At 66.5% G+C, this 15,619-nt stretch carries 22 protein-coding genes; 13 read left to right on the forward strand and 9 right to left on the reverse strand.

Annotated elements, in window-relative coordinates:
• The first annotated feature begins 63 nt into the window (after positions 1-63).
• On the forward strand, positions 64-672 hold the full coding sequence (locus J5837_RS02980; protein WP_210535229.1) for a mechanosensitive ion channel family protein: 609 nt from the start codon (positions 64-66) through the stop codon (positions 670-672).
• Between the two features lie 141 nt (positions 673-813).
• Positions 814-2,340, forward strand: coding sequence for an FAD-dependent oxidoreductase (locus J5837_RS02985; RefSeq protein ID WP_210535230.1), 1,527 nt, complete (start codon positions 814-816; stop codon positions 2,338-2,340).
• A gap of 3 nt (positions 2,341-2,343) precedes the next feature.
• Here the strand turns inward: J5837_RS02985 and J5837_RS02990 are convergent, their stop codons facing one another.
• The gene (locus J5837_RS02990) at positions 2,344-2,865 is read right to left on the reverse strand and encodes a hypothetical protein (RefSeq protein ID WP_210535231.1); all 522 of its coding nucleotides are present in this window, start codon (positions 2,863-2,865) and stop codon (positions 2,344-2,346) included.
• A 5-nt stretch (positions 2,866-2,870) separates the two neighbouring features.
• Positions 2,871-3,827, reverse strand: coding sequence for a TIGR03885 family FMN-dependent LLM class oxidoreductase (locus J5837_RS02995; protein ID WP_210535232.1), 957 nt, complete (start codon positions 3,825-3,827; stop codon positions 2,871-2,873).
• 99 nt (positions 3,828-3,926) lie between these two features.
• Between J5837_RS02995 and J5837_RS03000 the strand changes: the two genes are divergently transcribed.
• The gene (locus J5837_RS03000) at positions 3,927-4,301 is read left to right on the forward strand and encodes a sensory rhodopsin transducer (protein WP_210535233.1); all 375 of its coding nucleotides are present in this window, start codon (positions 3,927-3,929) and stop codon (positions 4,299-4,301) included.
• A 130-nt stretch (positions 4,302-4,431) separates the two neighbouring features.
• On the opposite strand, the gene J5837_RS03005 is transcribed toward J5837_RS03000, so the two are convergent.
• Positions 4,432-4,710: a hypothetical protein gene (locus tag J5837_RS03005; protein ID WP_210535234.1), complete on the reverse strand. Its 279-nt coding sequence runs from the start codon at positions 4,708-4,710 to the stop codon at positions 4,432-4,434.
• A 336-nt stretch (positions 4,711-5,046) separates the two neighbouring features.
• On the opposite strand from J5837_RS03005, the gene J5837_RS03010 reads away from it, so the two are divergent.
• From J5837_RS03010 to J5837_RS03030, 5 genes are all read left to right on the forward strand, one after another.
• Positions 5,047-5,511 (forward strand): DUF4142 domain-containing protein, encoded by a 465-nt coding sequence (locus J5837_RS03010; protein ID WP_210535235.1) that lies wholly within the window; start codon positions 5,047-5,049, stop codon positions 5,509-5,511.
• Positions 5,512-5,640: 129 nt separating this feature from the next.
• A complete protein-coding gene (locus tag J5837_RS03015) occupies positions 5,641-6,954 on the forward strand; it encodes a sigma-54-dependent transcriptional regulator (RefSeq protein ID WP_210535236.1) in 1,314 nt (437 codons plus the stop codon).
• Positions 6,947-7,153 (forward strand): hypothetical protein, encoded by a 207-nt coding sequence (locus tag J5837_RS03020; protein WP_210535237.1) that lies wholly within the window; start codon positions 6,947-6,949, stop codon positions 7,151-7,153. Before J5837_RS03015 ends, J5837_RS03020 begins: the two co-directional genes overlap by 8 nt.
• 198 nt (positions 7,154-7,351) lie before the next feature.
• The gene (locus tag J5837_RS03025; protein WP_210535238.1) at positions 7,352-7,690 is read left to right on the forward strand and encodes a hypothetical protein; all 339 of its coding nucleotides are present in this window, start codon (positions 7,352-7,354) and stop codon (positions 7,688-7,690) included.
• A 46-nt stretch (positions 7,691-7,736) separates the two neighbouring features.
• The gene (locus tag J5837_RS03030) at positions 7,737-8,087 is read left to right on the forward strand and encodes a hypothetical protein (protein WP_210535239.1); all 351 of its coding nucleotides are present in this window, start codon (positions 7,737-7,739) and stop codon (positions 8,085-8,087) included.
• A gap of 43 nt (positions 8,088-8,130) precedes the next feature.
• Here the strand turns inward: J5837_RS03030 and J5837_RS03035 are convergent, their stop codons facing one another.
• The 6 genes from J5837_RS03035 to J5837_RS03060 form a co-directional block, all read right to left on the reverse strand.
• Positions 8,131-8,625, reverse strand: coding sequence for a hypothetical protein (locus J5837_RS03035; RefSeq protein WP_210535240.1), 495 nt, complete (start codon positions 8,623-8,625; stop codon positions 8,131-8,133).
• Positions 8,626-8,641: 16 nt separating this feature from the next.
• Entirely contained in the window at positions 8,642-9,001 is a 360-nt protein-coding gene (locus J5837_RS03040; RefSeq protein WP_210535241.1) for a BON domain-containing protein, read from the reverse strand.
• Between the two features lie 128 nt (positions 9,002-9,129).
• Positions 9,130-10,155, reverse strand: coding sequence for a sensor histidine kinase (locus tag J5837_RS03045; RefSeq protein ID WP_210535242.1), 1,026 nt, complete (start codon positions 10,153-10,155; stop codon positions 9,130-9,132).
• A 3-nt stretch (positions 10,156-10,158) separates the two neighbouring features.
• On the reverse strand, positions 10,159-10,530 hold the full coding sequence (locus J5837_RS03050; protein ID WP_210535243.1) for a response regulator: 372 nt from the start codon (positions 10,528-10,530) through the stop codon (positions 10,159-10,161).
• An 82-nt stretch (positions 10,531-10,612) separates the two neighbouring features.
• Positions 10,613-11,275, reverse strand: a complete 663-nt coding sequence (locus J5837_RS03055) for a DUF6766 family protein (protein ID WP_210535244.1) — start codon at positions 11,273-11,275, stop codon at positions 10,613-10,615.
• Between the two features lie 35 nt (positions 11,276-11,310).
• Complete coding sequence (locus J5837_RS03060) at positions 11,311-11,574, reverse strand: hypothetical protein (RefSeq protein WP_210535245.1); 264 nt, start codon at positions 11,572-11,574, stop codon at positions 11,311-11,313.
• 103 nt (positions 11,575-11,677) lie between these two features.
• Between J5837_RS03060 and J5837_RS03065 the strand changes: the two genes are divergently transcribed.
• The 5 genes from J5837_RS03065 (at position 11,678) to J5837_RS03085 (ending at position 15,596) form a co-directional block, all read left to right on the forward strand.
• Entirely contained in the window at positions 11,678-12,124 is a 447-nt protein-coding gene (locus tag J5837_RS03065; protein ID WP_210535246.1) for an RES family NAD+ phosphorylase, read from the forward strand.
• Position 12,125: 1 nt separating this feature from the next.
• The gene (locus tag J5837_RS03070) at positions 12,126-12,401 is read left to right on the forward strand and encodes a hypothetical protein (protein WP_210535247.1); all 276 of its coding nucleotides are present in this window, start codon (positions 12,126-12,128) and stop codon (positions 12,399-12,401) included.
• Positions 12,402-12,561: 160 nt separating this feature from the next.
• On the forward strand, positions 12,562-13,833 hold the full coding sequence (locus tag J5837_RS03075; protein WP_210535248.1) for a BON domain-containing protein: 1,272 nt from the start codon (positions 12,562-12,564) through the stop codon (positions 13,831-13,833).
• A gap of 5 nt (positions 13,834-13,838) precedes the next feature.
• On the forward strand, positions 13,839-14,417 hold the full coding sequence (locus J5837_RS03080; RefSeq protein WP_210535249.1) for a hypothetical protein: 579 nt from the start codon (positions 13,839-13,841) through the stop codon (positions 14,415-14,417).
• Positions 14,418-14,432: 15 nt separating this feature from the next.
• Positions 14,433-15,596 (forward strand): zinc-dependent alcohol dehydrogenase, encoded by a 1,164-nt coding sequence (locus J5837_RS03085; RefSeq protein ID WP_210535250.1) that lies wholly within the window; start codon positions 14,433-14,435, stop codon positions 15,594-15,596.
• Positions 15,597-15,619 lie beyond the last annotated feature (23 nt).

Genomic DNA, 15,619 nt, shown 5'->3' on the forward strand with positions numbered 1-15,619 from the left:
CCACGTTCACCCAGGAAGGCCGCATGAGCCCTCGAACCCGGCCGCAGCCACGACCCGCAAGCCATGTCCATTGCCGGACCTGCGAATAGTCATCCGGACCTGCAGCGACTGCCCTCGCTGGAATCGTTGCCCTTCTGGATCCGCGACTGGGTCACCGTGATCGCGCCGTTGGGCGAGGCCCTGCTGATCCTCGGCGTGGCCTGGGTGCTGCGCACGTTCCTGCGCAAGGTCGTCCAGTGGATCTGCGAACGCTACGAAATGTCCCCGGAAATGGCGGTCGGCGCGCGCAGGGTGTCCGGCTTCCTGGTCTATACCGCCGCCTTGCTGCTGATCCTGGAGCGGATGGGCGTGTCGCGCGCGTCGTTGTGGACCGCGCTGACCGGGTTCACCGCCGTCGCCGCCATCGCCTTCTTCGCCGCCTGGAGCGTGTTGTCGAACGTGTTCTGCACCTTGCTGATCCTGGTGATCCGGCCGTTCCGCCTGCACGACCACATCGAACTGATCGAGAACGGCGAAAAGCCCGGCATGCAGGGCCGCGTGATCGACGTCAACTTCATCTACACGACCCTGCAGGAAACCCGCGCCGATGGCGAGGACATCACCCTGCAGATACCGAACAGCCAGTTCTTCCAGCGGACGATACGGCGCTGGCGTGGGACCTCGTCGTCCTGAACGCCGACTTGCGCCGTGAAAACCTTTTCCGTTTCGCGGCGGTCCTCGACAAGGCGATTCTCGACAAGGCGCTCCTCGACAACATGTTTCGCATTGTATTGACCCTGCGGTGCTTAAGTTCGTCCGCACAGGAGGCCTCACATGAGCAGCGCTCGCACGCTTCCGATCTGGACCCTCGACCGCATCAGCGACGGCTTCCGTCCCGGCCTGCCGCCCTCGGCGGACGTGGTGGTGGTCGGCGCCGGTGTCGCGGGTTTGACCACGGCTTGCCGGCTGGCCCAGGACGGTCGCGATGTCTGCGTGGTGGATCGGGAAGGCATCGGCCAGGGCGAGTCTTCGCGCACCACCGCGCACCTGGCCTCGGCGCTGGATGACCGTTTCTATCATCTGGCGCACTGGCATGGCGCCGAGGGCGCGCGGCGTGCGGCGGAAAGCCATGCGGCCGCGATCGACTGGATAGAGCGCCTGGCGATGTCCGCGGACGACGATTGCGGTTTCCGGCGCGTGCCCGGTTATCTGTTTTCGTACGACGGCAAGACCGATCGCCTGGAGAAGGAGCTTGGCGCCGCGCGCGATGCAGGCCTGGAGGTGAGCTTCGAAGCGGGTATCCCGCAGTTGCCGAACCTCGGCCCGGCGTTGCGTTTCGAAAACCAGGCGCGCATCGACATGGGCCGCTATCTGCGCATTCTCGCCGAAACCTGCCGGGCATCGGGGGTGAAGTTCTGCCTCGACGAAATCGCCGAAGCCACCGGCGGCGATTCGCCCACCGTGGTGTCGGCGGCGGGCACGCGCCTGCCCGCCGCCGCGGTGGTTATCGCGACCGACGTGCCTTTCCACGAGCGCTTCGCCGTCCACACGAAGCAGGCGGCCTACCGCACTTACGTGGTGGCGGGACCGGTCGACGAGGGCGCCCTGCCCGACGCGCTGATCTGGGACGACGGCGATCCGTACCACTACATCCGTCTCCTCGACACGGCCGACGGCAAATGGGTGATCGTCGGCGGGGAGGATCACAAGACCGGACAGGACCACGATCCGAAGGCCTTCGTGCGCCTGCAGGAATGGGCCCGGGAAAAGCTGCCGGGCGTGCACTCCTTCACCCATGCCTGGTCGGGACAGATCATCGAACCGGCCGACGGCCTGGCGTTCATCGGTGCCGATGCCGGCGGGGAAGAGAATCTTTACGTGATCACCGGCGATTCCGGCAACGGAATCACCCACGGCACCCTCGGCGGACTGCTGATCGCCGACCTGATCGCCGGCCGCGACAACGCATGGGCCACGCTCTACGATCCGAAGCGCAAGCTGCTCCGGGCCTCCGGCGACTGGATACGCGAAAACACCAACGTCGCGCTGCAATACCGCGACTGGGTCGAGTCCGGCGATATCGCCAGGCCGGAAGAACTGGCGCCCGGCGAAGGCGCGGTCGTCCGCCACGGCATGCACCGGATCGCGGTTTACCGGAAAGGCGATGGCGACTTCGCGGCGTTTTCCGCGCAATGCCCGCACCTCGGCTGCGCGGTGCGCTGGAGCCCACAGGAAAAATCCTGGGATTGTCCCTGCCACGGATCGCGCTTCGATGCGCAGACCGGCGCCGTGCTCAACGGACCGGCCAACGCGCCGCTGCAACCCAGCGCATGGCCCCTCGAGGACCGCGGCCCGGATTGATCGCTATCGGCGCGACGCGCCCGGACGCTGTCCGCCGATGACGCGTCTGGCGATAAGCGCACCCAGGCCCAGTCCGGCACCGAAGGCCGAATACGTCGCCAGCATCGCCGGTGGCGACAGCCGGCTTTCGAAGCCGGGATTGAGCCTGCGCGGCACCACGTGATAGTCCACGACATAGGCCACGGCGGCGATCGCGCCGGCGCTCGATGCGATCGCCAGGCTGTCGTGCCTGTTGCGGACCGCCCGTTCGTGCAACACCGCCCAGAACACCGAACTGGCGTGGTGGATCGCGTAGCCCACCGCGGTGTGGCGCAGCGAGGGCTGGGCCCGGTGCCTGGCGCGATCGCCCCACAGCCAGTGGCTGGTCGCGTTGGTTCCTGCGCTCAGGCTGCCCGATCGGCGGCGTCCGCACAGCGAAATCACCAGCGTGGAGACCACGCTGGCCACCGACCCGGAAACGAACGCCCGCTTCGCGAGCGGCACCCATTGCCTGCGCCATGACGAGGGGCGGCTATTCGCAGGCATGGCGGTCAACGCAGGCGGGACAACACCGCGTCGCCGAAGTCGGCGATGAAACCGCCCTGGTCGCGATTGACGTTGTGCAGGTACAGGTTTTCGAAGCCCAGGGCGATGTACTCGCGCAACCATGCGGCGTGCTGGCCGGGATCGTCGGAGACGTGCACCGCTTGGCGCACATCGGCTTCGCTGACCGAGGCGGCCGCGGCCTCGTATTCTTCGGGAACGCCCAGGTTTTCCGAGACATCGGGCGGCAGCACGTTGGTCCGCCATTGCGTCCACGCGTCGCGCGATGCCGTTCGCGCATCGCGCGCATAGGACAACTTGACCTGCAGGTGCAGCTCGCCCCGCCCGCCCGCGTCGCGGTACGCCGCGGCGATGGCGCGCAGGCGCTCCTTCGGCATGCTGACCGTGATCAGTCCGTCCGCCCACGCCGCGCCCCAGCGCGCGGTCTCCGGCGTCAGCGCCGCCAGCACCAGTGGCGATGGACGTGGCGGCAAGGTGTAGAGCTTCGCGTGGCGCACCTTGAACGCACCGTCATGGTCGACCTGCCGCCCGGACCACAGCGAACGCATCACCTCTACCGCTTCGAGCAGGCGCTGGTTGCGCGCCTCCTTGGTCGGCCAGGCCTCACCGGTGATCGCTTCGTTGAGCGCTTCGCCGCTGCCGGCGGCCATCCAGAACCGGCCCGGAAACATCTCCGCCAGCGTCGCGGCCTTTTGCGCGACCACGGCCGGGTGATAACGGCCCACTGGCGAAGAGACCACGCCGAACGGCAGCCGGGTCAGCGCCATCGCCGCGCCGAGCCAGCTCCATGCATAGCCGCTCTGGCCCTGCTCGCGGCTCCAAGGATGGAAATGGTCCGAGCAGGTGACCGCCTGGAAGCCGGCCCGTTCGGCTTGTTGCACGAGCGCCAACAATTCGCTCGGGGCGAATTGCTCGTGGGATGCATGGAAGCCGACGATGGCCATTTCATGACTCCTTTCCGGCCCAGCTTAATCCGCCGCTGTTAAGGCGATGGATGCAGCCTTGTGACGCGGGATGAGCATTCCGCGTGTTAAATCCGGTGCATGGCCAACTCGATCGGAAGCAGGCATTGGGCGATCGCCGAGGGATATCTGCCGGGCTGGAGCACGGGAGAAGACCCGGCGTTGCAAAGCCATGAAACGTGCTGCGTACTGAACGCCGGCGATGCGCCGGCGAATCTGGCGATCACGCTCTACTTCGAGGACCGCGATCCTGCCGGTCCCTATCGCGCACGCGTCGAGCCGCGCCGTACCCTGCACCTGCGCTTCGACGCGCTGACCGATCCGGAACCCGTACCCCGGGCCACGCCGTACGCCAGCACGATCGAATCGGATGTTCCCATCGTCGTGCAGCACACGCGCCTGGATTCGCGGCAGGCGGCGAACGCCTTGATGACGACCATCGCCTATTCGGGTTGAAGACGCGCGCAGCGCGACCAATTGACCGAAACATATTCGACGCGGCAACCGCGAAGGCACCGCGCGTCGATAGGGCAGCGCAAAAGATGCCGACCGGCGAACGACCCGGTCCGGAGAGGTCGGAAGGTTTCTAGGACTGACGATCCACGAATTTGAAGAAGCGGCTCTGCCCGCCGTCGAGCGTCTCGTCCTGATACAGGAAGGCCAGTCGTTCCTGATCGAACTTCTGGAAGAACTCATCCCAATCGATCTCTTCGAGATCCTCGTCTTCGCTGAACTTGATCCGCAGGACGCCGACATGCTCGTCCTGTTCAGTGCCGCGTACGCTGGCGGGGCGTCCGCCGCGTTGTTCCGCCCATTCGCGGATGCGCGCGTGATCCGTGGTTTGCCTGGAAGAGTGCGATGCCATCGTCCGTCTCCGTTCTCTGGTGCCCGAAGCATGAATTCCCTCGGGTTGCCCGCCGGTGAAAACAATGGAAATGGACCGGCAACGACGCCGTCTGCCCCGCGCCTGTTCGAGAAGGTCACATGCGCCTTTTCATCTTCTCTTCCTCGATCGACAAGGATAAGGAAGGCCTGATTCCCCCGAAGGGGCATGCAGATGGGAAATGAAATCACGCGAGGCCTGGTTGTCCTGGGATTCGCCATTCTGGCTGGCTGCCGCGACCCGAACATGCCGGCGCCACCCGCCACAAGCGCAGACGCCACGATCAATCCTGCGCCCTCGCCAGCGGCGAACAATCCGGTGGACACGAACGAGTCGGTCGCGACCGAAGAGGAACGCGACGCGCTGGGCGTGCTCAACGCGATCAACGAACACGAGATCGCCGCCGCGCAGCAGGCGCTGGACAAGGGCGTCACCGCCGATGTCGAAGCCTTCGCCCGGATGATGCTCGAGCAGCACACCGACAACCAGCAGAAGACCGCGGCCCTGGGCGCCAACCAGACCGGCAAAGACGCCGTCAAGCAACGCAAGGCCGGCGAAGCCGGACTCGCCAAGCTGGCGGCCATGTCCGGCCCCACCTATGCCCGCGCCTACATGGACGCGATGGTCCAGGGCCATGCCGAGGCGCTGTCCGTCCTCGACTCGAAACTCATCCCGCAGGCGACCACTCCCGCCGTGCAGACGCATCTGGCGGAAACGCGCGAAGCCGTGGCCCATCATCTCGCAAGGGCCAGGGAAATCATTTCGGCAATGAAGTCGCGATAGGTCACCGTCGCCCCGACGCCTGTCCCGGCCTGCCGCAAACCCGCGACGCGGGATCTTGCTCAACCATTCGCGCGACGGTAACGGGCCTTTTCATATAGTTTCCGCATAGCTGAAGGCACGGAGACAAATATGAACGCGCCCACGCTGGCGATCGTCGACGACGATCATGATTTCGGCTTGTTTCTCGCATCCATCGCCAAGCGCAGGGGCTTCCAGACCCAACAGTTCCACACGGTCGCGGAAGCTTGTCCCTGGTTGAACCGGAACGACGCGGAATTGACCATGCTGGACATGGCCCTGCCCGACGGCACGGGCTTCGATGTGTTGAAAAGCCGTCCGCCCGAACACCGCGGCCGGATCGTGTTCGTATCGGGCACCGGCGATGCCGATGAAATCCGCCGCGCCGTCGCCTCTCCTGCCGACGAGTTCCTGGGCAAACCGCTGGAAGAAGGCGCCATCGATCGCCTGCTTAGCCAGGCGCATGCGCGATTCTCCAGCAGGATGAAGGGCCAGCTCGACCATGGTCGCCTGCTGATCGGGGAAAGCGCGGCGATGATGCAGGTCCGCGAGGACATCGGGCGCGTCGCCCCGACCCGGCTGAGCGTGCTGATCGCCGGCGAAACCGGGACGGGGAAGGAAATGGTGGCGCGCGCCATCCACCAGGAGAGTGGAAGACGCGGCCGCATGGTCAGCGTCAACTGCGGTGCAGTTCCCGCGGATCTCCTCGCCAGCCAGTTGTTCGGCCATGAACGCGGTGCGTTCACCGGCGCGAACAGCCGCCACCGCGGCTACTTCGAGCAGGCCGAAGGCGGCACCCTGTTCCTCGACGAAATCGGCGAAATGCCCGCCGCGCTGCAGGTCTACCTGTTGCGCGCGCTGGAAACCGGCAGCATCGTCCGCGTCGGCGGCACGGAAGAAGTGGCACTGGACGTGCGCATCATCGCCGCGACCCATCGCATCCAGACCGGCGAACCCGGTCCGCTGCGCGACGACCTCTACTACCGGCTGGCGCGCTTTCCCATCGAGATACCGCCGCTGCGCGCGCGCGGCGCGGACATCGAGTTGCTGGCGAACTCGTTCGTCCACGCGCTGAACCGGGAATACGAAGAAGACAGGCGACTGGACCCGGCCTGTCTCCCGCGCCTGCTCGCCTACGCGTGGCCCGGCAACGTCCGCGAATTGATGTCCGCCACCGAACGCGCGTACTTGCGATCGCCGAACAGCCTGGTCCACGTCACTCCGATCGGATGCCGTGAACATTCCGCCATCGAAGCGGACCGCATCTGCTTCCGTCCTGGCATGACCTTCCGCCAGATGGAGGACGAGATGTTGCGGCATACCCTGGCCTACCATCGCGGCGACAAGACCGCGGCGGCGAAGAGCCTCGGGGTCAGCGTGCGCACGATCCACAACCACCTGGCACGGCTGCGCTCCCATGGATGAGCAATCGCTGCACCGGCTGCGCAACGAATTGAACATCATCTCCATCGGCGTGCTGATCCTGAAGGACAAGCTGCGTCTCTCCGGCGCCGAACGCCGGGAAGCCATGGAAGTCCTGCGCAAGATGGAAGCGGCCATCGCGGAGTGCGCGGCGCTGGTCCGCAAGAAGGACCCGCCTTCCGGCGAACTTCCTTCCCGCTGAGCCGGCTTTCCGGTCATCGCGTGAAGAAAAAATTTCACTCGCGGGCACAACCTGCGCGTCTCGGCGCATCGCAACTCATCCATGGGAACCCGGCGGCGATGGCACGGGAATTGCGTATGCCAAGGTAAGCACCGGACCGTCGTTTCCTTTCCGACACGCGGAACCGGTGCACCACCGGCAACGCAAGAGGAATCCGAAATGACCAAAGCGCTACCGAGCAAATTGCCAGAATGCTTCCGCTGGTTGAAGGAAAAGGATCGGCGACGCCTGTTTCTGGACGACGTCGAAGTGCTGGAAGTCCGCCAGCAACGCCTGGGCTGGGTCGTACGCGTGCACTTGAACGATTCGGTGCAGCCCCATCCGGTGATCGTGGTCCGTTCGATCGATGCGGGCATGAGATGGGGCGCCCGCTGGAGCAAGATGCGCGCGCCGCAGTTGGTCGCCATGGTCGCGGGTCGGCAGCGGCACGCGGCGCGCAAGACCCTCCCTGCAGAAGCACGGCTGCAAGGATCCGCTACCGCAGCAGGGCCTGCCTAGCCGACGCGTCGCGGCCATCGCAGCACCTGCCCCCGAGGAGCACGCCATGAACCGAGATCGAAAGGATCCGCCCGCTCCGGGCGAGAACCGCAACCGCCCGGAATCGCCGGTCGAGCGGCATCACCGCAAGCGCCACGAGAGCGAGAACCACGACGAAGCGCTGGAGGAATCGTTTCCCGCCAGCGACCCGCCCTCGCCCTTCATTCCCTCCAGATCGCCGCCGGTTGCCGCGACTCCCCCGGTGTTCAAGGGACCCAAGCGGCGCGCCGCGACCGTCAAGTCCGATCCGGACAGGCCGGGGAAGTCGACGAAGGAGTCGGTGCAGGATCGCGGCGAACGCGACCAGCGCGAAGAAGTAAAGCGCAAGCAGTCGCGCGCGCCACGCGATCACACATGACGCGATCACACATGACGCGATCACGCAGGAATCGTTTCCCCGTTCAGCTCATTACCGATGGGGTGTCGTAATCCAGCTTCCGCGCGTCGACCCTGGCCATCGCCGCTTCCAGTTCCTCCTGCATCGACTCTTCGGCATCGACCACGACCAGGACGTTGCCCGCCTCGATCTCGCTGGCGAAGCGCCGATGCACGGGATCGACGATCGCGGCCCCCATCAGCGACGAGGCCCAGGCGCCGAGCACGGCGCCCATCGCGATGCCCAGCGCCAGGCCCCACCAATGCGTTCCGCCGAACACAGTCAGCACCACCAGCGAGCCCACCAGGCCCAGCGCGGCGCCATACAGCGCCCCGCGGAACGCGGCGGGGACGAAGTCGCTGTCGGCGATCTTGCGCCGGTTGCTGATGCGGTTGATCTCCATGTCGCGGCGGGCGACGAACGAGATGTCGTCGTCCGCGACGCGACAGTCCCGCGCCGCCTGCGCCGCATCGCGCGCCTGCTCCATGCCTTGGGTGAGGAAGACCTGTCGGTGTTTCATGGCGGTGCCGGTGCGGTCAGCGCGCGGGCTGTACCATCAATGCACTGGCGTCCACGCGGGTGACGCCGTCGATGCGGCCCGCGACGTCGACGGCCTTGTCCTTCTGCGCCCGGTCGGCGACCATGCCGCTGAGCCTGACCACGCCGTTGGTCGTTTCGACCTCGATGTCCTTCGCCGGCACGTTGTCGGCGACCATCAACTCGGACTTCACCTTGGTGGTGATCCAGGCGTCGCCGATCGGCTGCGAAGTCTTGTTCTTGTCGCCGACCGTATCCCGCGGAATGGCCTGCTGGGCCACCGCCAAGACGGAAGTGGCCGTCACCGCGAGAGACAGCGCGGCGGTCGCGAGGAGCCGGGAAATGCGCGCGACTTTCATGGGAACCTCCTGCATTCGTTGGTTGCGAGGTGCGCCGCCTCCGAACGTGCAATGCCGCGCAGTTGCGGGCAGGGTGCAATGCGCGGGATTCCGAGCGGGTGAAAAGCGACGTGACCGACAGGCCGCGTTCAATCGGTCGGCAGGGGCACTTCGACGGTGCAAAGCAGACCGTTCGGCTCCAGCCGGTAGGAAGTCCTCGCCTTGAGCTGGTAGGGCAGGGCGCGCTCGATCAGCTCGCGCCCGTAGCCGCCGGAGTGCACGCCGTCCGCAGGCCGTTCCGAAGGCGTTTCGAATTGCTCGCGCCATTCCATCTGCAAGACCGGAGTGCCGTCCTCGCGCGAGGCGGTACGCCAGCGGATGGCGAGCCGGCCGGAATCCGTCGACAAGGCGCCGTACTTGGTCGCGTTGGTCGCCAGCTCGTGCAGGGCTAACGCATAGGTCTGCAAGGTGGTGGAGCGGAGCCGTACACCGGAGGGTCCGTCCAGGAGAACGCGCTCGCCATTGACGCCGTGAGCCCGCAGTTCCTCCATCAGCAGTTCGTCGAACGAAACCTTGTCGCCATCGGTCAGGCGCGACAGCAGCCCATGCACGCGGGCGATCGCGCGCAGGCGGTCCGAATACGCCGGACCGAACTCGGCCAGCGTGGCGGATTCGCGCAGGGTGCGTTCGGAAACCGCCTGCACCACCGCCATCAGGTTGCGGGTGCGATGCTGCAACTCGGCGATGAGTACCTGCAGCCGGTCGGCGGCCTCTTTTTCCTCGGTGGCGTCGTGGCCGATGCCACCGATGCGGACGACCTTGCCGTCGTCGTCCAGCAACGGGAACTTGGTGTTGCGCATCCAGCGGACGCGGCCTTCCGGGTGCCAGATGCGATATTCGGTCAATGCCCGCTGGCCGTTGCGGACTTTCCCGATCGCCTCATGAACCATGTGGCGATCCTCGGGCAGGATCAGTTCGATCCAGCTTTCCAGCGCAGGCCGCGCCAGCATGGAACGGTGGTCCATGCCGTAGATGTGGTCGAACGCGGGGCTGAGGTACTCGAGCTCCAGGGTGTCGGCGTTGCGTATCCACAACACGTCCGACGAGGCCTCGCCGAACTGGCGGAAACGCGTATCGCTTTCGCGCAGTTTGCGTTGGCCGACCGGCCGATCCATCACCTACCCCTGCGCCAACAGCCCGGCCACCGCGGCGATCACCTCGTCGGCGAGGATCGGCTTGGTGCAATGGGGTGCGTGGGCATAGCGCGACGGGGCCATGTCGCGGTCGTAGCCGGAGGTGAACACGAAGGGGATGCCCTGCTCCAGCAGCCGGTCGGCGACCGGGTACACGCTCTCGCCGCCAAGGTTCATGTCGAGGATGGCCGCGTCCGGCAACGGCGGGCCGGCCAGCGAGCGCAGCGCATCGTTCACGCCGCCGACGGGGCCGGCGACCGAGGCGCCCGCGTCCTGCAGGGCGTCGGCCAAGGCTTGCGCCAACAGATATTCGTCCTCGGCAACCAAAATGCGCCGCCCAGCCAGCGGAAGTGTCACGTGTCGTGCCCTTGATGCAACCGGCGCAACACTTTGCCGACGGGGCGTAAGCATCGCGTGAAAATCCCGCCGCGACGACGGCTCATGTCCCCGTCTGCCGATGCGGTGCGCGAACCGGCTTGGACTGCGGCGAGTTGTGCTGGCGCAGGAAGATCGACAGCACCACGATGGCGAGCACCGACAGGAATTCGCTTTGCCAGTTCTGGAACGACTCGAACCAGAACTGGCTGCCGGTGAAGTGGTCCCACAGCGCTATCGGCGGCTTCCCCTTCATCGCCCGCTCGTCCAGTTCGTGGCGCCAGCTGCCTTCGAGGTGGGCGAGGAACGACGCGGCGAACAGCAGGAAAAAGGCGATGGCCAGCGAGTTCGAATAGACGAATTCGCGCCAGCCTCCCGCCGTCGCCCAGGCGGGTGCCGGTCCCGGCATCACGCGCTCCTCTTCCTCGGCGGGATCGAGCGGACGCGATTCCGCGGACCCGCGCTGGCGCAGCCAGACGGTCAGCAGCACGTACATGCCCATCTGCAGGAATTCGCTTTCCCAGTTCTCGAACGTGGCCGACACGAAATGGCCGGTTTCCAGATAGGCCACCAGGCTTAGCGGCGACATGCCCTCGTCGGCGCGCTCTTCGTTCCAGGCGGCGTGTCCGGCCAGGACCTGCCCGACAAGGCTCACCACGCAGATCGCCAGCAAGGCGAGGCCGAGTCCATGGCGCACGTACCACGGGTGCGCGGAGGCGTTGTTCATGCGTTCGACGCTAACAGTCCCCCGTGAGCAGGATGTCAATGCAGCGTGGGGCGCTGCCGTCGCCGCGTCGATTCGGCCCACTGCGCGGCACGGGACAGGGTTTCCGGTTTGGAGAGCGCGATGTCCCCATAGATGAACCAGACCAGGTCCTCGCCGTTCTCCCGCTGCTCGTGCACCAGGCGCAGCCTGCGTCCGTTCCATGCGACCTCGCCACCCTCCGGATCGGCGGGGTCGTCGATCCGGCCCACGACGCATTCCACGCGCCGCGGCGTGACGATCAACGAAAACACCTCGGTCATGGCCCGAGCATCGGCCATCGCGTGTTGCCTCGTCGTGAGGCCGCGTTCGACATCCTGTTATCGGGGCCGCCCCTAAGCTGGCCGCGGACATCCAGGAGAACGCATGGAGATCGTCAGGGCTTTCCAGGTGTTCGAGAACGACCCGGAAAAGACGCCGTTCGCCGCACAGGACAAGCCGGGCCGCTGGACCAGCGGCAACGCCCCCGCGATCTATGCGTCGTGCGAGCCGTCCACGGCGATGCTGGAATTCCTGGCGCACCTGCACGGCCAGGCGCACGACGGAATCTGTTGCGCGCGCACCGCGCTGCGACGGGAATGGATCGAGGAGCCGGAATCGTTGCCGGAAGGCTGGCGCGACTGGCCTTACCGGAGCGACGTCCAGCAGATGGGCGACGGCTGGCTGGCTTCATGCCGTTCGCCGGTGTTGCGGGTGCCCAGCGTGCTGGTGCCGGGTGCGTACAACCTGATCATCAATCCCGCTTGTCCCGAGTGGCGGGCGTGCACCACGGAACATTGCGAGGTCTACCGTCTCGACAGCCGGCTTGCCTGAAATGCAGACCCAGATTCCCAAACACATCCGCAAGCGGCTGCACACCTTCCTGCCGTCCGCGCTGCAGGATGCCGCCGACACCGACATCTTCGGGGTCATGGCGCACCTGGAGCCCGCCGTCGACGAGCTGTATGCGCACACGCCCAACACCGCGCACATCGCGCTGACCGAAATGCTGCTGCACATGGCGGCCGAATACCAGCTGGTCGAAGAGATGGCCCACATCGCGCTGCACAGCAGCCACCACGCCGCCAACCTGGAGGACGACGACGGATGAATCCGCCGCTGCGCACGCGAGGAAGAAAGAGCTGCAACCGTGCGGAAATTTTTTCGCTGCGACGGAACGGCGCGGCGACGCGAGCGCCAAGGATCAGGTCCCGCGCCTTGGCATGGCTATTGCATACCGACCGGGGCCAACCACAAGAGGAACCATCGTGATGGACAAACAAGTGGGAACGGAGCTGAAAGCGGCCCTCAGCGATCTGCAGAACCTGGCCGTCCGTGTGGCGGAAATGGGCCGCGAATGGTGGGACAACCGGAGGGACGACATGAACCAGCAACATCGGCGTTACGAAGCATCCCGCGAGCATGGCGAACGCGGGTACGGCGAGGGATACGGGATTTCGCGCGCCACCGGCGGCACGGAACGCGAAGAAGGCCAGGCCTACCGCGGCGATCGCGGTTACCGCGAGCACATCGCCCGCGGCGAACGCGGGCCGTACGGACCGCAACCGGGACGCGAACGCGAATACGGACGCGGCTTCGATGAAACCGAGTTCTATTCCGGCGCAGGCGCGGAAACTTCGCGTGCCGGACGCGCCCGGTTCGAGGACGACGAGGCCATGGGCGAGGGCGCCCGCGGACGCGAATACGGCTATGGAAGCACCGGCTATGGCTATGGCAGTGGCGGCAGGACCGAGCAGAGCGGCAGCCGGTACGGCCAGGGCCGCGGCGGCTATCGCAACGAGGACAGCCTCTACGGCTACAGCCAGGGACGCCAGGGTTATGGCCGCCGGCCGGAGCAGAACCTCGGCCAGGGCAGCTATGGCCAGCGCGAATACGGCCAGGGCGGCTACGACCAGGGCAACTACGGACGCGGCCCGGACACGGGATACAACGATTACCTGGGCAGCGGCTATTCCGAACAGGATCGCGGCTTCACCGGTTCGCGGTACGACACGGGTTCGCGCTACGACACCGGCTACGCCGGCCTGGGCAACGACTATTACAACGAACGCGGATACAGCGAACGCGGACAGACCCAGCGCATGGGCGAGCATCGCGGACGCGGCCCGAGGAACTACCGGCGCTCCGATGAACGCATCACCGAGGACTTGAACGAACGGTTCACCGAGGATGCGCTGCTCGACGCCAGCGACATCAACGTCAGCGTCAGCGACGGCGTCGCGACCTTGCAGGGCACCGTCGAGAACCGCTGGATGAAGCACCGCGCCGAAGACATCGCCGACGCCTGCAGCGGGGTCAAGGACGTGCGCAACGAAATCCGGGTAAGCGGCAGCCAGCAGACCCGCTCGGAAGCGACGGGGTCGATGGCGACGTCCGGGACAACGACATCCGGGACAACGACATCCGGGGCAACGACGTCCGGAGCGACGACGTCCGGTGCGAAGACCACGGGCGATGAGCAGCGTTCCCAGAAGGTCCCGCAGGCGCCCGGCACCACGGCGGTGGGCGGAACCACGCATTGATGGGCATGCCGCACGCGAGGCCCCGCACGCTGGAAGCAGGTTCCGACCGGCGATCCGGCGCGCGGCGCCTCCGTCCCCTCGCCTGGGGATTGTCCGCGCTGGCCATCGCCTGGGTGGTCCGCACGCTGGTGGAGCAACGCCGCGCCGACAACGCGGCGGGCCTGGCGCGGATGGTGCGCATGGCCGGTCACCTGGCCGCGGCCAGGGCACTGGCCGAAGTCGTCGAACAGCGCGCGTCCGACGAGGAATTGCGCGCGGCTGCGGAACGCTGGCAGAGCGCGCTGGCGCCCGGCGGCGCATGGGACGAACTGGCGGAAATCCTGCCCGCGCATGCCGACCTGCCCTACGCATCGATGCGTTCGGTCGAGGGATTGCCCAGCCCCAACTTCGACCGGCGCGCGGCCGGGGAGATGCGCCAATGGCTGGAAACCGCGCACGGACTGTGCAACGGGCTGGCGCTGTCGAACTCCGCGCAGATCCGCCGCCGGGCGCACCGGGCCATCGCCTTGCTGGAAGCATCGGCCTGCGACATCGACCTGTACGGCCAGCGCGAACGGCTGGCGGCCGCACCCTCGCCCGCCTGACCGGAGACCCGACGCATGCATGCACTGACCTACCACGGGAACAAGGACGTGCGCGTCGAAACCGTGCCCGACCCCGAGCTGCGCGATGCGGACGACATCATCCTCCGGGTTACCGCCACCGCCATCTGCGGATCGGACCTGCACATCTTCCGCGGCAAGATACCGGGCGTGCGCGAAGGCGACGTGCTCGGCCACGAGTTCATGGGCGTGGTCGAATCCGCCGGCCGGGGCGTCACCGAGGTTGCCAAGGGCGACCGCGTGGTGATCCCGTTCGTGATCGCATGCGGCGAATGCTTCTTCTGCAAGCTGGGCGAACACGCGGCCTGCGAATGCACCAATACCGGATCGGGCACCGCCCTCAACCGCCATGACGTCCGCCCGCCCGCCGCGCTGTTCGGCTACGGTTCGCTTTACGGCAGCATTCCCGGCGGACAGGCCGAATACGTGCGGGTGCCCCACGCCAACGTCGGCCCGTTGCGTATCCCCGACGAGTTGTCCGACGAACAGGTGCTGTTCCTGTCCGACATCCTGCCCACCGGCTACCAGGCGACGATCAATGCCGCGGTCAGGCGCGGAACCAGCGTGGCGATCTTCGGCGCCGGGCCGGTCGGGCTGATGGCCGCGGCCTGCTGCCGGATGATGGGGGCTGAACGCATCTTCATGGTCGACCACCATCCCTACCGGCTCGACTTCGCCGCGCGCACCTACGACGTGCAGCCCATCAACTTCGACGAACAGGACGATCCGGTGGCGGAGATCGTCGAAGCCACCGCCGGCCGCGGCGTGGACGCCTGCATCGATGCGGTCGGTTTCGAAGCCAAGGGTTCGATCGCCGAAACCGTGCTCACCACGGTGAAACTGGAAGGCAGCAGCGGCACCGCCTTGCGCCAATGCATCGCGGCATGCCGGCGCGGCGGCGTGATCAGCGTCGCGGGCGTGTATGCCGGCGTCCTCCATGCCTTCCTGTTCGGCGACGCGTTCGACAAGGGATTGCACTTCGCGATGGGCCAGACCCACGTGCAGCGTTATCTGCCGGAGCTGCTGTATGCCGTGCAGGAAGGCCGGCTGCATCCCGAAGCGATCATTTCGCACCAGCTGCCGCTGCAGGAGGCGGCCAAGGGCTATGCGATGTTCAACGACAAGCAGGACGATTGCCGCAAGGTCATCCTGACGCCCTGACACGGGGTGAGCCGAAGGATCTG

Origin of the sequence: Pseudoxanthomonas helianthi, assembly GCF_017939625.1 — a bacterium.
In the GTDB taxonomy this organism is placed as follows: domain Bacteria; phylum Pseudomonadota; class Gammaproteobacteria; order Xanthomonadales; family Xanthomonadaceae; genus Pseudoxanthomonas_A; species Pseudoxanthomonas_A helianthi.

Excerpts from the sequence above, each read along its gene's own strand:
- J5837_RS02980 (WP_210535229.1), top strand. The coding sequence starts at position 64 with ATGTCCATTGCCGGACCTGCGAATAGTCATCCGGACCTGCAGCGACTG.
- J5837_RS02985 (WP_210535230.1), top strand. The coding sequence starts at position 814 with ATGAGCAGCGCTCGCACGCTTCCGATCTGGACCCTCGACCGCATCAGC.
- J5837_RS02990 (WP_210535231.1), bottom strand. The coding sequence starts at position 2,865 with ATGCCTGCGAATAGCCGCCCCTCGTCATGGCGCAGGCAATGGGTGCCG.
- J5837_RS02995 (WP_210535232.1), bottom strand. The coding sequence starts at position 3,827 with ATGGCCATCGTCGGCTTCCATGCATCCCACGAGCAATTCGCCCCGAGC.
- J5837_RS03000 (WP_210535233.1), top strand. The coding sequence starts at position 3,927 with ATGGCCAACTCGATCGGAAGCAGGCATTGGGCGATCGCCGAGGGATAT.
- J5837_RS03005 (WP_210535234.1), bottom strand. The coding sequence starts at position 4,710 with ATGGCATCGCACTCTTCCAGGCAAACCACGGATCACGCGCGCATCCGC.
- J5837_RS03015 (WP_210535236.1), top strand. The coding sequence starts at position 5,641 with ATGAACGCGCCCACGCTGGCGATCGTCGACGACGATCATGATTTCGGC.
- J5837_RS03020 (WP_210535237.1), top strand. The coding sequence starts at position 6,947 with ATGGATGAGCAATCGCTGCACCGGCTGCGCAACGAATTGAACATCATC.
- J5837_RS03025 (WP_210535238.1), top strand. The coding sequence starts at position 7,352 with ATGACCAAAGCGCTACCGAGCAAATTGCCAGAATGCTTCCGCTGGTTG.
- J5837_RS03030 (WP_210535239.1), top strand. The coding sequence starts at position 7,737 with ATGAACCGAGATCGAAAGGATCCGCCCGCTCCGGGCGAGAACCGCAAC.
- J5837_RS03035 (WP_210535240.1), bottom strand. The coding sequence starts at position 8,625 with ATGAAACACCGACAGGTCTTCCTCACCCAAGGCATGGAGCAGGCGCGC.
- J5837_RS03040 (WP_210535241.1), bottom strand. The coding sequence starts at position 9,001 with ATGAAAGTCGCGCGCATTTCCCGGCTCCTCGCGACCGCCGCGCTGTCT.
- J5837_RS03045 (WP_210535242.1), bottom strand. The coding sequence starts at position 10,155 with ATGGATCGGCCGGTCGGCCAACGCAAACTGCGCGAAAGCGATACGCGT.
- J5837_RS03055 (WP_210535244.1), bottom strand. The coding sequence starts at position 11,275 with ATGAACAACGCCTCCGCGCACCCGTGGTACGTGCGCCATGGACTCGGC.
- J5837_RS03060 (WP_210535245.1), bottom strand. The coding sequence starts at position 11,574 with ATGACCGAGGTGTTTTCGTTGATCGTCACGCCGCGGCGCGTGGAATGC.
- J5837_RS03065 (WP_210535246.1), top strand. The coding sequence starts at position 11,678 with ATGGAGATCGTCAGGGCTTTCCAGGTGTTCGAGAACGACCCGGAAAAG.
- J5837_RS03070 (WP_210535247.1), top strand. The coding sequence starts at position 12,126 with ATGCAGACCCAGATTCCCAAACACATCCGCAAGCGGCTGCACACCTTC.
- J5837_RS03075 (WP_210535248.1), top strand. The coding sequence starts at position 12,562 with ATGGACAAACAAGTGGGAACGGAGCTGAAAGCGGCCCTCAGCGATCTG.
- J5837_RS03080 (WP_210535249.1), top strand. The coding sequence starts at position 13,839 with ATGCCGCACGCGAGGCCCCGCACGCTGGAAGCAGGTTCCGACCGGCGA.
- J5837_RS03085 (WP_210535250.1), top strand. The coding sequence starts at position 14,433 with ATGCATGCACTGACCTACCACGGGAACAAGGACGTGCGCGTCGAAACC.